This is a genomic window from Mycobacterium asiaticum, assembly GCF_001673635.1.
GTDB classification, from domain to species: Bacteria; Actinomycetota; Actinomycetes; order Mycobacteriales; family Mycobacteriaceae; genus Mycobacterium; species Mycobacterium asiaticum_C.
The window spans coordinates 156,441-173,498 of the sequence record NZ_LZMH01000082.1 but is presented as its reverse complement, the minus strand read 5'-3'; the positions used below and the strand labels follow the sequence as shown (position 1 = coordinate 173,498).

Below are 17,058 nucleotides of genomic sequence, written 5' to 3'. Positions count from 1 at the left end.
CGGGTCTCGCCTATCCGGTCGTCGGGGAGTCGAGTAGCGGGGCCATATCGGCGGGGTCGAAGTATTCGTCGATCCGGCTGATAAGACCCTCATTGTCCAACTTGATCACGATGCAAACCCGCATCGAGATCGATTGACCCGCGTGGCCGGTCGCGTGCAGGACGTGCTGCTGGACGAATCCGGTGCCGAATTCCTGGCGGTCCAGGATTTCGTAGCTTCGCTCGGTCGTGGTCGAGATGAACCACTCGATGACCCGCAGCGCGCGGGCCTTGTCGTCATCGCGGCGGGCACCGACCCGCCACACCGTGATGTCCGGGCTCCACATTCGCCCGACGGCCGCCCGGTCGCCGTTCTCGATCGCGGCGAACAGCCGGTCGGCCACCTCGACGACGGTGGGGGACATGGGTGCTCCTAGGGGTTGTCGTATCCGGGGTGAGCGGCCGCCAGCCGGTGGCCCACCAGAGTTCGCAGGCAGGCGATGACGTCATCGGCGCGTTCGTCCAATGCACCGTCGCGGATGGCGGCCGCCAGCGCGGCCTCGTCCGCGAATCCGAGGTTGGCCAGCGCCGACCGGACGTTGGATTCGCCGGGGTTGCTCAGTTCGCGTTCGACCATCCGCAGGGCGTTGGCCGCTACCCGGGAGTGGAAGTTGACCTGGCCCGAAGTCGCCTCGCGCACATCGGTTTCCAGGAATTCGGCGACGGCGGCGACCAGCTCCGCCGCGGTGGGCCGGCCGTGTATCCCCGTCACGACGGGCTCCCGGCAAGCAGGTCGAGCAGGTCCCATTCGTTCTCGCACACCCGCCGGCCGATGGTCGCCAGTTCCACCGACCGCGTCTGCCCGCTGAGGTGGCGCTCGGCCTGATACCGGCAGATCACCCCCCAGCGCAGGGTCGCCAACACCAGCCACCAGTGGAACGTCACCCGGTCGACGGTAGTCGCGCTGGCCTCCTCGTAGGCGCGCAGGAAGCTTTCGATACTGCCCAGGCCACCGGCGCCCTGGCTGGGCGGTGCGCCGAACCGCCAGGCGCGCACGCAGAACCAGGCCAGGTCTTCGTAGGCCTCACCGACGTGCACCAGCTCCCAGTCCAGCACCGCGGCGAGATCGCTGCCGTCGACGATCAGGTTGCCCATCCGAAAGTCGCCGTGCACCAACACTTCCGGCGATGGTGGCGGCCGGCGGGCGGCCAGCCAGCGGAAGGCCCATTCGAAGGTGGCCGTGGTGTCGCCCATGCCGTCGAGCCGGTCCCGCCATTGCCCGATGGGGTCCTCGCGGGTCAGTCCCGGGTCATCGGCGTCGGCGCGGTGGATGGCGGCGATCGCCTGCGCGCACTGGCGCAACAGCCGCTCCCGCTCCGCACCGGAATCGCCAAGCTGCCGGTAGATGCGCCGAACGATGGTCTCGCCCTTGATCTCCTCACAGATCAGGAACGGGTTCCCGAGCGTGGCCACCGAGTCGTCGGCGATGAGCACATGGGGGACCGGCGCGCCGGCGGCGGCGGCCGCCGCCTGTACCCGTGCCTCCAATTCCATCCCGGCATGGACGTCGTCCGGTGGTCCGGTACGCAGGATCAGCGACCGGCGCGCGCCGTCCGTTACCGCGTCGAACGCCCAGGTGGTCCGGCTGGCGCCGCCGGTGAGGGCGCGCAGATTGTCGATGGTCACCCGCTCGTCGAGGACCGACCCCAGCAGCGCGCCGAGGTCCGCTGCCAGGGTCATCTCTTGCCGAACTTGAAGAGTCGCTGGGCAACTCGGCGGATCTGAATCTCCTCCGCGCCCTCGGTGATCCGGTAGCGGCGGTGGTGCCGGTAGATGTGCTCGAGCTGTTCATGACGGCTGTAACCGATGCCGCCGAGCACCTGCATCGCCCGGTCGGCGGCATCGCACACCAGCCGGTTGGCCCGGTAGTTGGCCATCGAGACCTTGTCGGAGACTTCCATGTGGTGGTTGGCGTCCAACTGGGTGGCGGCGTAGTACACCAGCAGCCGCACCATCTGCGCCTCGGTCTGCAATTCCACCAGCGGCCACTGCACCGCCTGGTTCACCGCCAGCGGCTTGCCGAACACCACGCGCTCGCCGGCATAGGCCACGGCACGGTCGATGCAGTACTGCGCGGCACCCAGGCTGCTGGCCGCCTGGCGAATCCTGTTCTCGTGCAGGAAGGTTTGGCCGACCTCCAAACCGCGGTCGAGTTCGCCGAGCACCGCGTCGTCGGGCACCCGCACATCCTTCAGTTCCACCTCGCCGTGGTCGGTCGGCATGTTGAACGTCCACCAGTAGTACGGCACGGTGAAGCCGGGTGCGTCGGTCGGCACGAGGAACGCCGTGATGCCGCGTGCCTGCCCAGGCTCACCCGACGTGCGGGCGAACACCAGGTCGTGGGTGGCCCGGTGGACGCCGGTGTTGAATCGTTTGGCGCCGTTGATCACCCACCCGTCACCGTCACGGACCGCGGTCGTCTCCAGCCAGGTGGCGTCCGACCCGTGGTTGGGTTCGGTCAGCCCGAACGCCATCGACCGCTCGCCGGTGATCAGCGCCTCGGTCCATTCCTGCTTCTGGGTCTCGGTGCCGAACCGGTCCATCATGATGACTTGGGGGAAGTTGCCGACGATCGACGACTCGTCCTGCAGGTCGTTATGCAACCCGAGTCCCTTGTGCGCCAGATGTTCCCGGATGACGGCCATGTCGATATTGCTGCCGTCGCGGCCGCCGAACTCGGCCGGCAGCCCGTACCGCAACCAGCCCGCCTTATCGGCGCGCCTGCGCATCTCACCGAGCAGGTCTTCCCACTCCCGCCGCGGGATGCCGCCGTTATCCCAGTCGGTGCGGGCGTTCTCCCGTCGGTGGTCGAAGTACTGGATGTTCTCGCGTTCGAGTGGTTCGATCTCTTGTTCGATGAACTCGTCAATCTCGGCGAGTAGACCCGGAAGGTGTTCGGGGAGGCTGAAATCCACGTTGATCGCTCCTAATTGTCAAGCGCCGTACAGAGTCTTCTGCCAGATTTTCGACAGTACGGCAATGGCGTCCTCGTCGGTCATCGTCACGCCGAGGCTCGGCCTGCCGACGAACACGGTGGTGAAATTCTCGAACAGCAGCGAGATGGCGGCGGCGGTGTGCTCCGGGTTGAGGTCGGTTCCGTGGCCCTGCTCCTGGGCCCGGCGGACGGAGGCGGCCACGATGTTCATGCCGAAGCGGCGGAATTCGTTCTGGACGGCGGCGAAGCGTTCCTGGGTGGCGGCCAGTTGGGCCACCGCGATCATGATGCCGATGTTCTGCTTGAACATGCCCCAGTAGCCGGTGACCACGGAGACGAAGAACGCGTCGTCGGCGGGGGAGTCGGGCAGGTGCACACTGAGTCCGGACGGTTCGACGACCTCATGCAGGAATGACTCCGCCAGGGCGGCCAGCAGGTCCTCCTTGTCGGTGAAGTAGCGGTAGAACACCGCCGAGGACTTGCCGGCTGCCGAGGTGATGTCGGCCAGCGTGGTCCCGTGAAAGCCACGCTCCGCAAACAGTTTTCGCGCGGCCAGCTCGATGGCCTGGCGGGTCTGGCGGCCTTTGGCGCTGACCAGTTCGGCGGGCATCAGGTTCGGATCCGGTCGCCGGCGCGCAGCAGCGCACTCGGCAAGTCATGCCCTACGGCGTCCCTCGCGACCCGCGCCGCGGCGATCGCCGCCGGCAAGTCCACGTCGACGTCGAACCCGCTGTCGGTCAAGAGGTACACCAGGTCCTCGGTCGCGATGTTGCCGGTGGCGCCCGGCGCGAAGGGGCAGCCGCCGAGCCCGCCGACCGAGGCGTCCAACCGGGTGACCCCCGCCAGCACCGCCGCATAGGCGCAGGCCAGTCCGGACCCGCGCGTGTTGTGGAAGTGGCCGCCCAGCGGCAGCTCGCCGATGACCGGACGCAATTGGGCGATCAGCGAACTCACCCGGCCCGGGGTGGCGGTACCGATCGTGTCGGCGATGGAGAACCGGTCCACCCCCTGGTCGCGGGCCGACGCTGCGATGTCGAGTACGCGCGCAGGAGGCGTCGGTCCCTCGAACGGGGAGTCCCAGGCCGTGGCGACGATGACCTCGACGGGAACGGCACTGTCATGCGCGATCGCGACGATCTCGCCGATTTGTGAGGTCGCTTCGGCGCTGGTGCGCCCGACGTTCTTCTGGCTGAAGGTGTCATCGGCCGCCACCACGTATTCGATCGACCGCAGTCCCGCGGCGATGGCCCTTTTGGCCCCGTTAGGGCTGGCCACCAGCGCGGAGAACGCGATGCCGGGAAAGTTGTGCAGTTCGGCCGCCAGCTCGGCGGCGTCGGCCATCGACGGCACCTTGGACGGCGACACGAACGCGGTGGCCTCCACTTCACGCACGCCCGTGGCCGCTATGGCGGTCAGCATTTCCAGCTTCGCGGCCAACGGTATTGGCGTCTCGATCTGCAAGCCGTCGCGCAGCGCCACCTCACGGATATCGACGTGCGTGCTCATAGCACCTCCTCGGCGACCAACCGGGCGACCTCGTCGGCGGTCTTGCCCAACAGCCCGGTGTAAACGTCCTCGTTGTGCTGACCCGGACGCGCCGGGCCGGCGTAGCGGACGGTGCCGGGGGATTCGGAGAGCACCGGCACGATGCCCGGTCCCAGCACCTCCCGCTCGACTCGCTCGTCGTAGTGCGGCACCAGCATGCCGCGGGCGCGCAGTTGCGGGTCGTTGACGACTTCGGCGACGGTGTTGATCGGTCCGGCGATAACGCCCGCGGCGGAGAGGGTTTCGATGATCTCGGCGGGCTGGCGCTGGGCCGACCAGGCGCCGATGATCTGATCCAGCTCGTCCTGGTTGCGGCCCCGTGCGCCGTGCGTGGCGAACCGGTCGTCGGTGACCAGTTCCGGCTGCCCCATGGCTTTGCACAGCCGGGCGAACACGGTGTCCTGGTTGGCCGCGATCACCACCCAGGAACCGTCGGCGCTGCGGTAGATGTTCGACGGCGCGATGCCCTCCAGCCGGGTGCCGGACGGCCCGCGCACCACACCGCCGACGTCATAGTCCGGAATGGTGGATTCCTGTACCGCTAAACATGATTCGGTGAGAGCGACATCGACCACCTGCCCGTGTCCGGTCACGCTGCGGCGGTACAACGCGGCAAGCGCGCCCTGCGCGCCGAACATTCCGGCCAGCGTGTCGCCCAGCGACAGCGCCAGCCGCGGCGGCGGCCCACCCGGGAAACCGTTGAGGTGCCGCAACCCGCTCGCGGCCTCGGCCACCGAGGCGTAGCCGGCCTTGTGCGCATCCGGTCCGGTTTGGCCGTAGCCCGAGACCCGAACCAGGATGATGCCCGAATTGCGTTCGCTGAGAACGTCGTAGCCCAGGTTCCACTTCTCCAGCGTCCCGGGACGGAAGTTCTCCACCACGATGTCGGACTTCTCGACCAGATCGAGAAACAGCTCGCGCCCCTGCGGCTTGCGCAGGTCCAGCGTGATGCCCCGCTTGTTGCGGGCATGCACGGTCCAGAAGATCCGATGCCCGTCGAGTTCGGCCTGTCCCCAGGTGCGCAGCGGGTCCGGGGCGCCGGGTGGTTCCACCTTGATGACGTCGGCGCCCATGTCGCCGAGCAGGCGACCCACGAACGGTCCGGCGATCAGGGTGCCCAGTTCCAGCACCCTGATACCGTCCAGGGCTCCAACAATGCGCCGCTTCTCAGCATCACTGCGTTCTGCATCGTCGCCGGCGGTGGTCACCCGGCACTCGCGAAGTCGTGCCTGATCAGCCAGTCGGTGACGATGTCGACAGCCTGGCGCAGCTTGTCGCGCTGGTCAGGTCCCGCGTAATAATGTGTGGCGCCGGGTATTTCGTGCATCTCCTTGTCGGGGTGCCCAATCGCCTCGAAGAGCCGTCGGGTGTGGCTGGGTGTGCAAGCGTCATCGCCCAGATTACCGATCACCAGCGCGGGGATGGCAAGGTCCTTCCCGCATGCCACGCCGTCGCCCCGGGCGTCGTCGTAACTCCACTGCGATAACCAGCCGCGCAGTGTCGAGTAGCGCGCCAGGCCGACCGGGCTCATGTTCACCACCTGCGGGTCACCCAGATAGCAGGTGCCGGGCGTGCGCTCGTTGGGGTCGACCGTGGGATCCAGCCAGCGGGGGTCGGCCATGGTGCCGTGCACGACGAAACAGAACTCGTCGTCGGGCCGGCCCGCCGCCTTCAGCTCGGCCAGCTTGTCGCGCACCCAAGCCGTTATGCGGCGGTTGCGGTCGATCTGTGCCTGCCGGTAGCGCTCCAGAAACTCCTGGCTGTAGGGCGGCTGATTGGGGTTGTCCGGGTTGTAGAGGTCCAGTTCGGGATCGCGCTTGGTCGGGTCGGCCTCATCCAGGATCGACGCGTCCAGCCACTCGGTCAGGGTGCCGTGCCGGCTGATGTGCGCCGCCAGCAACACGATGCCGTCCGCCGCCGGCAGGTCCAGCTCCGTCAGGTCGGGGCCGTCGCCGGACGGGCTGGAAGTCACGGTGGCGTGCTGGGCCTGCTGTTGGTAGAACACTGACAGCGAACCGCCACCGCTCCATCCGGCCAATACCACCTTGCGGTAGCCGAGTCTGTTCTTGGCGTCCTTGATGCACTCGCCGAGGTCTTCAACCACCTTTTCCATCAGCAGGGTCGAGTCGGTGCCGCGGAATCGGCTGTTGCAGTAGATGACGTGGTGGCCGGCCCGGGCCAGCGCATTGATCATCGGCAGGTACGCACCGCCGCCGATGGGATGCATGAACACCAGCACGGTGTCCGACGGGTGGTCCTTGGGCTTGAGCAGGTAGCTTTCCAGCACGGTGATCTCGGCGAGCCCGCCGTACACATCGCGCACACCGGAATCGTTCTGGAACGCAACGAGATACGGGATGCGGTCGTAGTCGTGTTTGACGGCTTGCTTCATTGGTGCTGTCCCAGGTCGTGTGCCAGTACTTCGGGTGATGGTGTCAGGCGGCGGCGGGTGTCGATCGCGATGACCTGCCAGTCCACCCGCTGATAGTCGTCGAACTTGCGGCGTGCCCGTTCGCGTGCCTTCTCCGGCGCGCCGTGGTGAACGCCCTGCGGTGCATGGGAGATCAGGCCCGGCGGCATCGGGATGCCATACAGCGAACCGCCGTGGAAGAACGCGATTTCGTCGTAGTCGACGTTGCGGTGATACCACGGTGTTCGCTCGGTGCCGGCCACCCCTTCGGCGGGCTTCGGCAGGAAGTTCATCACGTAGACACCGGTCGCCTGCATGAACATGTGCACCGTCGGCGGCAGGTGCACGCTGTCGGAGGTGACGACGTTGTAGTCGTCGATGTTGAAGGTGAAGGCGAAGTTGTCGCCGCGCCAGCCTTCGACATCGATCGGATTGTGTTGGTAGTACAGCGTTGTCGACCCGTCACCCTGGACATCCCGGTGGATGAGCCGCACCTCGTACTCGTCGCGTCCGTCGTCCTCGATGGGGACGGGTTCGGGGATGGTGGCCTGCGCGGGGTCGAAAGGGAAATGCCGGCCCAGGGCGCCCGGCGGGGGCACCCGGAACTCGTCGGTCGCCTCGATCATCAGCAGCGTCGTCTCACTCTCGGGTAGCTGGCGCCACGTGCAGGCTTTGGGGAGGTAGATCCAGTCGCCGTTGCGGTAGCGAAGCGGCCCGAACTCGGTCTGCAGTAGGCCGGCGCCCTGGTGGACGAAACAGAGCAGGTCCCCGTCGATGTGCCGGGTGTAGAACGGCATCTCCTCGTGCCGGCGGCTCAGCAACACCCGGCAGTCGGCGTTGCTGAACATCAGCAGCGGGCCGCCGGCCGCATCGGTGGCGTCGCTGGGCTTGAGCTGGTCGGCCAGGACGTCGACCGGGCGCAGCGGACCGACCGCGCGGAAGGCGGTGGGATCGTGGCGGCGGTAGAGGTTGGCCGTGCGCCCGGTAAAGCCACCGCGCCCAAGTTCGTCGTCTTTGAGGCCGTCCAGGTCGGCGTGGACACGCCGCGGAGTCCGGCCTTTGCGCAGGTGGATGAAGGATTCCATGACTGACTCCGGGGGTTCGCCGTTATAAAACTAAAAGTGACATTACTTTTTCTTTTAGTCGGGCACAAGGCCGTTGGCGCGAGTCCGGAGTCAGCGGACGCGCAGCACGACCTTGCCCTTGGCGCTGCGGTTCTCCAGCGACGCCACCGCCGCCGCCGCCTCGTCCAGCGGGAAGACCTCCGGCTCGGGAGGGGACAACTTGCCGGAGGTGAACAATTCTTCGAGTGCCGCCCATTGCTCCTCGAGCGCACCGGGATGCCTGCCGGCCCAGGCGCCCCAGCCGACACCGACCACGTCAATATTGTTGAGCAGCAACCGGTTTACCTTCACCGTCGGTATCTCGCCACCGGTGAAGCCGATGACCAGCAGCCGCCCGGCCGGGGCGAGGGAGCGCAGCGAATCGGTGAAGCGGTCGCCCCCAACCGGGTCCACCACGATGTCGACGCCCCGCCCACTGGTCAACTCCTTGACCGCATCCTTGAACCCGTCGGCCAGCACCACATCGGTGGCCCCTGCCGCGGTGGCGATCTGGCCCTTTTCCTCGGAGCTGACCACGGCGATGACGCGGGATGCCCCCAAGGCCGGCGCCAACCGCAGCGCGGACGTGCCGATGCCGCCGGCCGCGCCGTGCACCAGCACCGTTTCGCCCTGCTGCAACCGGCCGCGGACGGCCAGCGCGAAGTACACCGTCAAGTCGTTGAACAGAACACCGGCGCCGGCCTCGAAGCTGACGCTGTCCGGCAGCTTGAACAACCGGTCGGGTGCGAGCACGGCGACCTCGGCCATTCCGCCGGTGAGCATGGTCAGGCCGAGGACCCGGTCGCCGGGCTGCACGTGCGCCCCGTCCGGGGCCGACCGCACCACGCCGGCGATTTCCGCGCCGAGCACGAACGGCGGGTCGGGTCGGTACTGGTAGAGACCGCGGGTCAGCAACGCGTCCGGGAAGGCCACCCCGGCGGCATGCACGTCGACAACCACACCGTCACCGGTGGGCTCGTCGATTTCGGCCACCTCGATCGAGTCCGGACCATCCAGCTGAGTCACCCGTGCTGCGCGCATCCCGACACCCTACTTCCGGTTCAAAAGCCACCCGCAACCCGCACGACGGCCCGCCCGGTGAACGTCCCGGCACGCAACTGGTCAAGCACGCCGACCACGTCCTTGACGTCGACTTCGGTGGTGATCGCGTCCAGCTGGCGGGGCCGCAACTGCCCTCCCAGCCGCGCCCAGATCTCGCGTCGCGGACCGATCGGCAACTGCACCGAATCCATGCCCAACAGGGCCACACCGCGCAGGATGAACGGCATCACGGTGGTGTTCAGCGCCGCGCCACCGGTCAGTCCACTGGCCGCCACCGCGCCGCGGTAGTCGACGGCGCTGAGCACGTCGGCCAGGGTGGCCCCACCCACACAATCCACCCCGCCGGCCCAGCGCGTCTTGGCCAGCGGCCGCGGCCTGGCATCCGGATCCGCCGGCAGCCTGCCGATAACTTCAGCCGCGCCAAGCGATTTCAAGAGCTCTTCGGCGGCGGGCTTGCCGCTGGAGGCGACCACGTGGTAGCCGGCCGTCGCCAGCAGATCGACACTGACGGTGCCGACACCGCCGGATGCGCCGGTGACGACGATCGGTCCGGCGTCGGGCTTGATCCCCCAGTCGATCAGGGCCTGCACACTCATGGCCGCCGTGAAGCCCGCCGTCCCGATCGCGGCGGCCTCGCGCGGACTCAGCGGGCCCAGCGGGACGACCTGGTCGGCGGGAAGCCGGGCGTATTCGGCATAGCCGCCGTGCTGACCGGTGCCGATCTGGTAGCCGTGGGCGACGACGGCGTCTCCGACGGCGAAGTCCGGCGAACGCGAGTCGACGACTTCACCGGTCAGGTCAATGCCCGGCACTACCGGGTAACTGCGTACCACGCCGCCGCCGGGCGTCACCGCCAGCGCGTCCTTGAAGTTGACGCTCGAATACAACACCCGGACGGTGACTTCGCCGGGTGGCAGGTCGGATTCTTCGAGTGTCTCGATCGACGTGGTGATCACGTCGCCGTCTTGCCGCGCCAACAGCGCGTGGAAGGTTTGCATGGTTCGACGCTAATCTCACCTCATGAACCCATTCCCACTCGGTCGCTATTCGGTTGCCCGGATCGGTTTCGGGGCAATGCAACTCCCCGGCCCGAACGTGATGGGCCCGCCGCGTGACCACGACGAGGCGATCGCGGTGCTGCGGCGGGCGGTGGAGTTCGGTGTCAACCACATCGATACCGCGCAGTTCTACGGGCCCAACGTCGCCAACGAGCTCATTCGCGAGGCGCTGTATCCGTACCCGGAGAACTTGGCTCTGGTGAGCAAGGTGGGTGGGCGTCGCGACGACCAGGGCGCCTGGTTGGCGCTGTCCGACCCGGCCGATCTGCGCCGCGACCTGGAAGCCAACCTGCGCACGCTCGGGGTGGATCAGCTGGCCGCGGTCAACCTGCGGCTGTTCGAAAGCGAGGCGCCGGACCAGCTTTTCGATGACCAGCTGGCGGCCCTGATCGCCGCACGCGACGACGGGCTGATCGGGGGGATCGGACTCAGCGAAATCACCGTCGAACATCTGCGGCACGCGCTGGAAGGCACCGAAATCGTCTGCGTGCAGAACGCTTTCAACCTGGTGCACCGGGCGTCGACGCCCGTACTGGACGAATGTGTCTCGCGTGGAATAGCTTTCGTGCCTTTCTTTCCGCTGGGAGCGGCCTTCACCGGTCCGAACAATCCGGTGCTCGGCAATGAGCTGGTGCGCAGCACCGCGGAACGGCTTGGTCGCACTCCGGCACAGATCGCGCTGGCGTGGACGCTCAGCGTGGCGCCCAACGTGTTGCTGATCCCGGGCACGTCTTCGGTGCGGCACCTGGAGGAGAATCTGGCCGTCGCGGATATCGAGCTCGACGAAGACACGCGCGCCCAGCTGGACGCCGTCGCCGGCTGATGCCTGTTCGCGCGGGAGTCGCCGCCGATGCGGCCGCGTGTGCCCAGATCTACCGCCCGTATGTGCTGGACACCGCGATCACCTTCGAAACCGAAGTCCCGTCTGCCGAAGAGATGGCGAACCGCATCGCTGCCGCCCGCGAGAAATACGAGTGGCTGGTGCTCGAGGTCGACGGATCAGTGGCAGGTTATGCCTATGCGCAGCAATTCAATCCGCGCGCAGCGTATCGGTGGTCCATCGAGACCAGTGTGTATCTCAACCCGGATCGGTTGCGCGCGGGCGGTGGGCGGCTGCTGTACACGGAACTGCTGAGTCGCCTCGCGCGTCGGGGTTACCGGCGCGCGTTCGCCGGCATCACCCAACCCAACGAAGCCAGCAATGCGTTACACGCAGCGTTCGGTTTCCAGCCGGCCGGTCTCTATCGGCGAGTCGGCTGGAAAGCGGGTGCGTGGCACGATGTGCAGTGGTGGCAGCTGGATCTGCTGTCGCCCGACGAAGAGGTCGATCCGCCACCGGAGCTCGGCTGAGCCGGGGGAACAATTCGAGCGCGTTGTCGCGCTCAATGGCTGTCCGCGCGGCGTCGTCCAAGCCGGCATAGCTGGTCAGCCCGCCCGCGAACAGTTTCGCCACCGTCAGCGTGCAGATCGTCCAATGCCCGTACCGCTTCGGCGACGGTGTGCTCGACATGCGGCATCGGCAATGTCGCGATCGCCGACCCGCGAAAAGACGCGAAAGCGCCCCAAAATGGCCATTTTGGGGCGCTTTCGCGTCTGCTCGCGCGGGGTTACTTGAGTTCGGCGGACGACAGGCCCAGCAGGCGGCGGGCCACCACCAGCTGCTGAATCTGTTGGGTGCCCTCGAAGATGTCCAGGATCTTGGAGTCCCGTCCCCATTTCTCCAGTAGGGTCTGCTCGGAATAGCCGGTAGTGCCGGCCAATTCGACGGCTTTGAGCGTGACGTCACTGGCCATCCGGCCGGCCTTGGCCTTGCTCATCGACGCTTCCTTGGAGTTCGGGATGTTGTTGTCGGCCTGCCAGGCGGCTCGCAACGACAACAGATAGGCGGCCTCCCAGTCGGCCTCCATCCGCAGGAATTCGGCGGCCGCCGCGCTCTGCACCTGCGCGGGCCGGTCGTAGTCGATCTCCACTCCCGCCTCGGCCAGGATCCTGCGGATCTCCTCCAGCGCGGCCCGCCCGATGCCGACCGCCATCGCGGCCACGATCGGCCGCGTGTTGTCGAAGGTCTCCATCACGCCGGAAAAGCCTTTGCCGACTTCAATTTCCGGATTGCCCAGCAGGTTTTCCTTCGGAATGCGGGCATTGTCGAATCGGATAGCGGCGGTATCGGATCCTTTGATGCCGAGCTTGTGCTCGAGACGTTCCACCGTGACGCCGGGGTGCTCACGGGGCACGATGAACGACTTGATCGCCGCGCGTCCCTGCGTCTTGTCCAGGGTGGCCCACACCACGATGTGGGTGGCGCGCGAACCGGCCGTTACGTAGATCTTCTCGCCGTTGATCACGTATTCGTCGCCGTCGAGCTTGGCGGTCGTCGTCACCGCCGCCGAGTCGGAGCCGAACCCCGGCTCGGTGATGGCCATGGCTGCCCATACCTTGCCCAAACGTTCCAGTTGCTCCTCGGTGGCCACGGCGGAAATCGCCGCATTGCCCAAGCCCTGATAGGGGATGGACAGCATCATCGCGACGTCACCCCAGCTGGCCTCCAGGGTCTGCACCAGCGCGGCCATGTTGGCGCCGTTGTGGTTGTCTTCTTTGTTCTCGGCACCACGTAGTTCACCCGCGCCGGCGAAGCTATAGGACTCCGACGCGCCCTCGAACAGGCTGATCAGGGTGTCGAGTTCGACCGGGTAGGCGTGTTCGCGCAGGTCGTACTTGCGGGCGATGGGCCGCACCAGCTCCGCAACGCCCTGGTGCGTCTTGGTGACGACCGCTTGCAGTTTGCGGGGTAGCTCCAAATTGATTGCCATGACTGTTCTTTCGTTCGCTCGAAACCTAGATGACCACTACGCCCTCGGCGACGCCGATCGCCCGCAGATCGCGGTACCAGCGTTCGACCGGGTGTTCCTTGGTGAAACCGTGGCCGCCCAGCAGCTGCACCCCGTCGAGGCCGATCTGCATGCCCTTGTCCGAACCGAGCCGCTTGGCCAGCGCCGCCTCGCGGGCGAACGGCAGGCCCTGCTCGGCGCGGGAGGCGCCGCGCCAGGTGATCAGCCGCAGCCCGTCCAACTCGATGGCGATGTTGGCGCACATGAAAGCCACTGCCTGACGGCGGGCGATCGGCTCGCCGAAGGCCTCACGTTCCTTCACGTAGGGGACGACGTAGTCGAGCACCGCGTGCGAGGTTCCGACCGCGAGCGCGGCCCAGCCCAGACGCGACAGCGCGATCGCTTCGGAGTAGTCGTCGTCGGTGGCCTCGTCCTCGCCCAGCCGGGCGTGCAGCGGCACGGTCACGCCGTTCAGTTCGACCTGTCCCAGGGCCGCGGCGCGGATACCCATGCTGGGGTCCGGCCTTACGCTCAGGCCCTGGCTGGACGATTCCACGATGAACAGCGCGGGCTTGCCGTTGAGCTGGGCGGCGATGATGAACAGCTCGGCGTCGGCAGCGGCCGGTACCAGGGACTTGACGCCGTCCAGCCGGTAACCCGACGGGGTCCGCACCGCGGTGGTGCGCAGCCGCGTCGGATCGAAGAGCGGATGAGGCTCGGCAATAGCCACACAGGCCTGCGGCACCTTCTCGCCGGCGAACTCCTTGAGGTAGGTGTCCTGCTGATTGGCACTACCCCAGTGGACCAGCGCCGAGGCCACGCCACCGGGTGCCAGGATCGGCAACGCCTGCCCCATGTCGCCGTACGCGAGCGCCTCGGCCACCAGCACGTTGGTCACCGCCGACCGGTGCTCGGCGATGCCGTCGAACTCCTCGGGGATGTTGATCGCGGTGATGCCGAGTTCGGCCGCTTTGGCGAGTAAGCCGGAGGGACCCGAGGGATAAGTGGCGGCGTCGTCGGCGTCGTGGGCGGCGGGCCGCAGGATCTCGGCGGCGAATTCCTCGACGGTCTGGACGATCATCTGCTGGTCGTCGTCGGGTGTCAGGTCGAAGTAGTCCTTGCCGCTGGACTTGAGCCGGGTCGGCGCGCCGCGCAGGCTCTGCACCTTCTTGAATTGCCGACTGGCGGCGCCCATGGTGGAGAACAGCGTCTTGGTGCCGTACTGCAGGCTGCGGTTGAGCGGACCACGCAGGTTGTATTTGTCCAGAAATTCCTGGCCGACGATTGGCGTGATCAGGGCGATGGCGACGTCTACGCCGGTTCGCTTGTGTGGCTGCATCCCGATCGCGGCCTGTTCGCCACGACCTTTGCGGCGCTTGCGGGTGGGTTTAGGAGCGGTGTCGGTCATATCGGCAGCCTCGGTCGTTGGGGCGTTGCGTGTACAACCGTATCTTACTCCGGAGTAAGATAGATAGGGCCGTGTTGCCTAATTCACACCCAACTCCAAGGCGCTCAATACCTGTTCATGCAGCAGACCGTTGGTCGCCACGGCACTGCCGCCGTGCGGTCCTGGGTCGCCGTCGATGGCGGTGAATCTCCCGCCCGCTTCGCGGACCAGGATGTCGAGGGCGGCGAGGTCCCACACCGATACCTCGGGTTCGGCGGCGATGTCGACGGCGCCCTCGGCCAGCAGGCAGTAGGACAGGAAGTCGCCGTACGCGCGCACCCGCCAGACCGCATCGGTCAGTTCGATGAAGCGCTCGCGCAGGCCCAACTGCGCCCAGCCGGACAAGCTGGAAAACGACAAGCTCGCCGAATCCAGTTGTGCCACGGCCGAAACCGACAACAAACGGGCCGGTCCGTTGTCGACCGATGCGTAGGCGCCCTGACCGCCGGCCGCCCACCACCGTCGCTGCAGCGCCGGGGCGCTCACCACACCGACGGTCGGGACGCCGTCCTGCAGCAGTGCGATCAGGCTGGCCCACACCGGCACCCCGCGGACGAAGTTCTTGGTGCCATCGATGGGATCGATTATCCACTGCCGGCCGGCGACTGTTGCGGTGCCGCCGAACTCCTCGCCGAGCACGCTGTCGCCGGGCCGCTCGGCGGCGATCACGTCGCGCAGTTCGCTTTCCACGGCGCGGTCGGCGTCGGTCACCGGGGTCAGGTCGGGCTTGGTCTCGACGCGCAGGTCGATCGCACCGAACCGGGCGCGAGTCACCGCGTCCGCCCGGTCGGCCAGGGCCAGCGCGAACCGCAAATCCGTCGAATCCGGGTGACTCATGCCAGCAGTCCTACCATGGACATGTGTGGGAATTCATGGTGCTGCTTCTGCTGGTGGCGGTGCTTGTCGTCTTTCTGGCGCCGCGGTTCATCAAGCCCGGGCCGCGGGGCGCCCTGGCCAGCGGAACGCTGCTGGTGACCGGTGTCACCTCGGGTCCGCCCGACGCCTCCGGGCAGCAGTTCGTCACCATCTCCGGGGTGATCAACGGGCCCACCGTGAATGAGCACGCCGTGTATGGACGCCTGGTCGTCGGCGACGATGCACCCCGGCCGGCCACCGGCCAGCAGTTGCCCGTCGTGTACTCCCCGAAGAACCCGGACAACTGGCGATTCGCTCCGTCCGAGCCGCCGGACGCGCCGCAGCCGTTCGAAGACTAACGGCGTCAATGGGAGTTCTTGGCCGCCCGCAGATCCGCTAACGCGTCCGGATTGCGCAGAAACGGTGTGATGATGTCGACGGGCAGCGGGAACACCACCGTCGAGTTCTGATCCGCACCCAACTCCAGCAGCGTCTGCAGATAACGCAACTGCAGCGACGCTGGGCTCCTGGACAGCGTCTCGGCGGCCTCTCGCAGTTCTTCGGAGGCCTGCAGCTCACCGCGTGCATTGATCACTTTCGCGCGACGCTCGCGCTCGGCCTCGGCTTCGCGGGCCATCGCGCGCTGCATCGACTCGGGAATCTCGACGTCCTTGATCTCCACCACCCGCACCTGCACACCCCAGGGTTCGGTCATCTTCTCGATGATCGTGCGCAGATCGCTGTTGAGGTCCTCCCGGTGGGCCAACAGGGTGTCCAGGTCGACCCGCCCCAGCAGCGAGCGCAGCGTCGTCTGGGCGATCTGCGACGTCGCCACCGCGTAGTTCTCTACCGCCAGAATCGCCTTCAGCGGGTCGGTGACCTGGAACATCACCACCGCGTTGACCCGGGCCGGCACGTTGTCGCGGGTGATCACTTCTTGCGGTGGAATGGTCAGCGTCACCAGCCGCTGGTCGACCCGGATCATCCGGTCCACCAGAGGAATCAGCAATCGCAGGCCGGGTCGGTACAACGGGCGGACGTGACCCATCCGGAACACCACCCCACGTTCGTACTCACGCAACACCGTCAACGAGAGCACCGCCAGCAGCGCCAGCACAGCGATGCCGACCGCCCCAATCACCACACCGGTCATTTCGTCTTCTCCTCCTTGCCTTCCCATCCGCCCCAGCGGGTGGAATAGCGGTCGATCGCGGCGGCCACCTGGTCCTCGATGGCGGTGCGGTGCGGCAGGTGATCCGGCGCGTTGGCCGGGGTGTTCCACAGGTGGCGGGCCAGCGGCAGCCCGAACAGGACGACGACCGCCACGGTGCCGGTCAGCACCAGCGCATCCGCCGCCGAATGGTTGGCGGCCAGCGTCGCCATTGGCAACACGATCCCGAAAGCCGCTACGCTGCAGGCGATTCCGCGGTGAAAACGTCCGGCCTCGGAATGCGGCCAGGGATCGATGTCACGGCTGATCTCGCGGCCGTGATCCGAAGTGGTGCAGGTCGACTTGACCGGACAACTGTTGCACACCACCGGGAGCGCCCGGTAGCGCATCACCCGGTGCTTGGGGTCGAAGGAGGTCGGCCACATCCAGTGATCCTGCGGACATACCCAGGCGTCGTGGTCGGGGCGGTAGCGGAATTGTCCGGTGCGCCATGCCGCCGCGCGCGCCGAAGCATGCCGGGCCATCGCATCGAAGCACCACCCGAGGGCCACCAGGATCAGCGAGTACCCGGCGATCAGCCATACCGCAGTGTCGGGCGGGGCCACC

19 protein-coding genes are annotated in these 17,058 nt (G+C 67.1%); 3 read left to right on the top strand and 16 right to left on the bottom strand.

The features are described 5' to 3' along the window. Positions 1-10: 10 nt before the first annotated feature. The 11 genes from A5645_RS24760 to A5645_RS24710 form a co-directional block, all read right to left on the bottom strand. The gene (locus A5645_RS24760; RefSeq protein WP_065036474.1) at positions 11-403 is read right to left on the bottom strand and encodes a nuclear transport factor 2 family protein; all 393 of its coding nucleotides are present in this window, start codon (positions 401-403) and stop codon (positions 11-13) included. 8 nt (positions 404-411) lie between these two features. Then, on the bottom strand, positions 412-750 hold the full coding sequence (locus A5645_RS24755; protein WP_065131391.1) for a DUF6285 domain-containing protein: 339 nt from the start codon (positions 748-750) through the stop codon (positions 412-414). Next, positions 747-1,718: a phosphotransferase family protein gene (locus A5645_RS24750; protein ID WP_065036476.1), complete on the bottom strand. Its 972-nt coding sequence runs from the start codon at positions 1,716-1,718 to the stop codon at positions 747-749. The genes A5645_RS24755 and A5645_RS24750 overlap by 4 nt, the downstream gene beginning before the upstream one ends. Further along, a complete protein-coding gene (locus A5645_RS24745) occupies positions 1,715-2,953 on the bottom strand; it encodes an acyl-CoA dehydrogenase family protein (protein WP_065131390.1) in 1,239 nt (412 codons plus the stop codon). The genes A5645_RS24750 and A5645_RS24745 overlap by 4 nt, the downstream gene beginning before the upstream one ends. Before the next feature lie 18 nt (positions 2,954-2,971). Next, the gene (locus A5645_RS24740) at positions 2,972-3,583 is read right to left on the bottom strand and encodes a TetR/AcrR family transcriptional regulator (protein ID WP_065131389.1); all 612 of its coding nucleotides are present in this window, start codon (positions 3,581-3,583) and stop codon (positions 2,972-2,974) included. Next, positions 3,583-4,479 carry a hydroxymethylglutaryl-CoA lyase gene (locus A5645_RS24735; protein ID WP_065131388.1) on the bottom strand — a complete coding sequence of 299 codons (897 nt, stop codon included), beginning with the start codon at positions 4,477-4,479 and terminating at the stop codon, positions 3,583-3,585. Before A5645_RS24735 ends, A5645_RS24740 begins: the two co-directional genes overlap by 1 nt. After that, a complete protein-coding gene (locus A5645_RS24730; protein ID WP_065131414.1) occupies positions 4,476-5,675 on the bottom strand; it encodes a CaiB/BaiF CoA transferase family protein in 1,200 nt (399 codons plus the stop codon). The genes A5645_RS24735 and A5645_RS24730 overlap by 4 nt, the downstream gene beginning before the upstream one ends. Before the next feature lie 47 nt (positions 5,676-5,722). Further along, the gene (locus A5645_RS24725) at positions 5,723-6,910 is read right to left on the bottom strand and encodes an alpha/beta hydrolase (RefSeq protein ID WP_065131387.1); all 1,188 of its coding nucleotides are present in this window, start codon (positions 6,908-6,910) and stop codon (positions 5,723-5,725) included. After that, positions 6,907-8,013: a homogentisate 1,2-dioxygenase gene (locus tag A5645_RS24720; RefSeq protein ID WP_065131386.1), complete on the bottom strand. Its 1,107-nt coding sequence runs from the start codon at positions 8,011-8,013 to the stop codon at positions 6,907-6,909. Before A5645_RS24720 ends, A5645_RS24725 begins: the two co-directional genes overlap by 4 nt. A 90-nt stretch (positions 8,014-8,103) precedes the next feature. After that, positions 8,104-9,072 (bottom strand): NADPH:quinone oxidoreductase family protein, encoded by a 969-nt coding sequence (locus tag A5645_RS24715; RefSeq protein ID WP_065036482.1) that lies wholly within the window; start codon positions 9,070-9,072, stop codon positions 8,104-8,106. Between the two features lie 20 nt (positions 9,073-9,092). Continuing rightward, positions 9,093-10,091 (bottom strand): oxidoreductase, encoded by a 999-nt coding sequence (locus A5645_RS24710; RefSeq protein ID WP_065131385.1) that lies wholly within the window; start codon positions 10,089-10,091, stop codon positions 9,093-9,095. A gap of 22 nt (positions 10,092-10,113) precedes the next feature. Between A5645_RS24710 and A5645_RS24705 the strand changes: the two genes are divergently transcribed. After that, positions 10,114-10,974: an oxidoreductase gene (locus A5645_RS24705; RefSeq protein WP_065131384.1), complete on the top strand. Its 861-nt coding sequence runs from the start codon at positions 10,114-10,116 to the stop codon at positions 10,972-10,974. Continuing rightward, positions 10,974-11,501 carry a GNAT family N-acetyltransferase gene (locus tag A5645_RS24700; RefSeq protein ID WP_065131383.1) on the top strand — a complete coding sequence of 176 codons (528 nt, stop codon included), beginning with the start codon at positions 10,974-10,976 and terminating at the stop codon, positions 11,499-11,501. Before A5645_RS24705 ends, A5645_RS24700 begins: the two co-directional genes overlap by 1 nt. Positions 11,502-11,758: 257 nt before the next feature. Here A5645_RS24700 and A5645_RS24695 read toward each other — a convergent pair whose 3' ends face one another. From A5645_RS24695 to hisN, 3 genes are all read right to left on the bottom strand, one after another. Further along, positions 11,759-12,961, bottom strand: a complete 1,203-nt coding sequence (locus A5645_RS24695) for an acyl-CoA dehydrogenase family protein (RefSeq protein WP_065036486.1) — start codon at positions 12,959-12,961, stop codon at positions 11,759-11,761. 25 nt (positions 12,962-12,986) lie between these two features. After that, on the bottom strand, positions 12,987-14,387 hold the full coding sequence (locus tag A5645_RS24690) for an acyl-CoA dehydrogenase family protein (protein ID WP_065036487.1): 1,401 nt from the start codon (positions 14,385-14,387) through the stop codon (positions 12,987-12,989). A 78-nt stretch (positions 14,388-14,465) separates the two neighbouring features. Next, positions 14,466-15,263: a histidinol-phosphatase gene (gene hisN / locus A5645_RS24685; RefSeq protein WP_065131382.1), complete on the bottom strand. Its 798-nt coding sequence runs from the start codon at positions 15,261-15,263 to the stop codon at positions 14,466-14,468. Between the two features lie 23 nt (positions 15,264-15,286). On the opposite strand from hisN, the gene A5645_RS24680 reads away from it, so the two are divergent. After that, complete coding sequence (locus A5645_RS24680; RefSeq protein WP_065036489.1) at positions 15,287-15,640, top strand: hypothetical protein; 354 nt, start codon at positions 15,287-15,289, stop codon at positions 15,638-15,640. 5 nt (positions 15,641-15,645) lie between these two features. On the opposite strand, the gene A5645_RS24675 is transcribed toward A5645_RS24680, so the two are convergent. Both A5645_RS24675 and A5645_RS24670 read right to left on the bottom strand, forming a co-directional pair. Further along, on the bottom strand, positions 15,646-16,434 hold the full coding sequence (locus A5645_RS24675; protein WP_065131381.1) for a slipin family protein: 789 nt from the start codon (positions 16,432-16,434) through the stop codon (positions 15,646-15,648). Next, positions 16,431-17,057: a hypothetical protein gene (locus A5645_RS24670; protein WP_065131380.1), complete on the bottom strand. Its 627-nt coding sequence runs from the start codon at positions 17,055-17,057 to the stop codon at positions 16,431-16,433. Before A5645_RS24670 ends, A5645_RS24675 begins: the two co-directional genes overlap by 4 nt. Position 17,058 lies beyond the last annotated feature (1 nt).

Bases quoted from the DNA above. Each gene is read 5' to 3' on its own strand.
- A5645_RS24690 (WP_065036487.1), bottom strand. From the start codon at position 14,387: ATGACCGACACCGCTCCTAAACCCACCCGCAAGCGCCGCAAAGGTCGT.
- A5645_RS24695 (WP_065036486.1), bottom strand. From the start codon at position 12,961: ATGGCAATCAATTTGGAGCTACCCCGCAAACTGCAAGCGGTCGTCACC.
- A5645_RS24725 (WP_065131387.1), bottom strand. From the start codon at position 6,910: ATGAAGCAAGCCGTCAAACACGACTACGACCGCATCCCGTATCTCGTT.
- A5645_RS24715 (WP_065036482.1), bottom strand. From the start codon at position 9,072: ATGCGCGCAGCACGGGTGACTCAGCTGGATGGTCCGGACTCGATCGAG.
- A5645_RS24710 (WP_065131385.1), bottom strand. From the start codon at position 10,091: ATGCAAACCTTCCACGCGCTGTTGGCGCGGCAAGACGGCGACGTGATC.
- A5645_RS24705 (WP_065131384.1), top strand. From the start codon at position 10,114: ATGAACCCATTCCCACTCGGTCGCTATTCGGTTGCCCGGATCGGTTTC.
- A5645_RS24760 (WP_065036474.1), bottom strand. From the start codon at position 403: ATGTCCCCCACCGTCGTCGAGGTGGCCGACCGGCTGTTCGCCGCGATC.
- A5645_RS24735 (WP_065131388.1), bottom strand. From the start codon at position 4,479: ATGAGCACGCACGTCGATATCCGTGAGGTGGCGCTGCGCGACGGCTTG.
- A5645_RS24720 (WP_065131386.1), bottom strand. From the start codon at position 8,013: ATGGAATCCTTCATCCACCTGCGCAAAGGCCGGACTCCGCGGCGTGTC.
- A5645_RS24750 (WP_065036476.1), bottom strand. From the start codon at position 1,718: ATGACCCTGGCAGCGGACCTCGGCGCGCTGCTGGGGTCGGTCCTCGAC.
- A5645_RS24740 (WP_065131389.1), bottom strand. From the start codon at position 3,583: ATGCCCGCCGAACTGGTCAGCGCCAAAGGCCGCCAGACCCGCCAGGCC.
- hisN (WP_065131382.1), bottom strand. From the start codon at position 15,263: ATGAGTCACCCGGATTCGACGGATTTGCGGTTCGCGCTGGCCCTGGCC.
- A5645_RS24700 (WP_065131383.1), top strand. From the start codon at position 10,974: ATGCCTGTTCGCGCGGGAGTCGCCGCCGATGCGGCCGCGTGTGCCCAG.
- A5645_RS24675 (WP_065131381.1), bottom strand. From the start codon at position 16,434: ATGACCGGTGTGGTGATTGGGGCGGTCGGCATCGCTGTGCTGGCGCTG.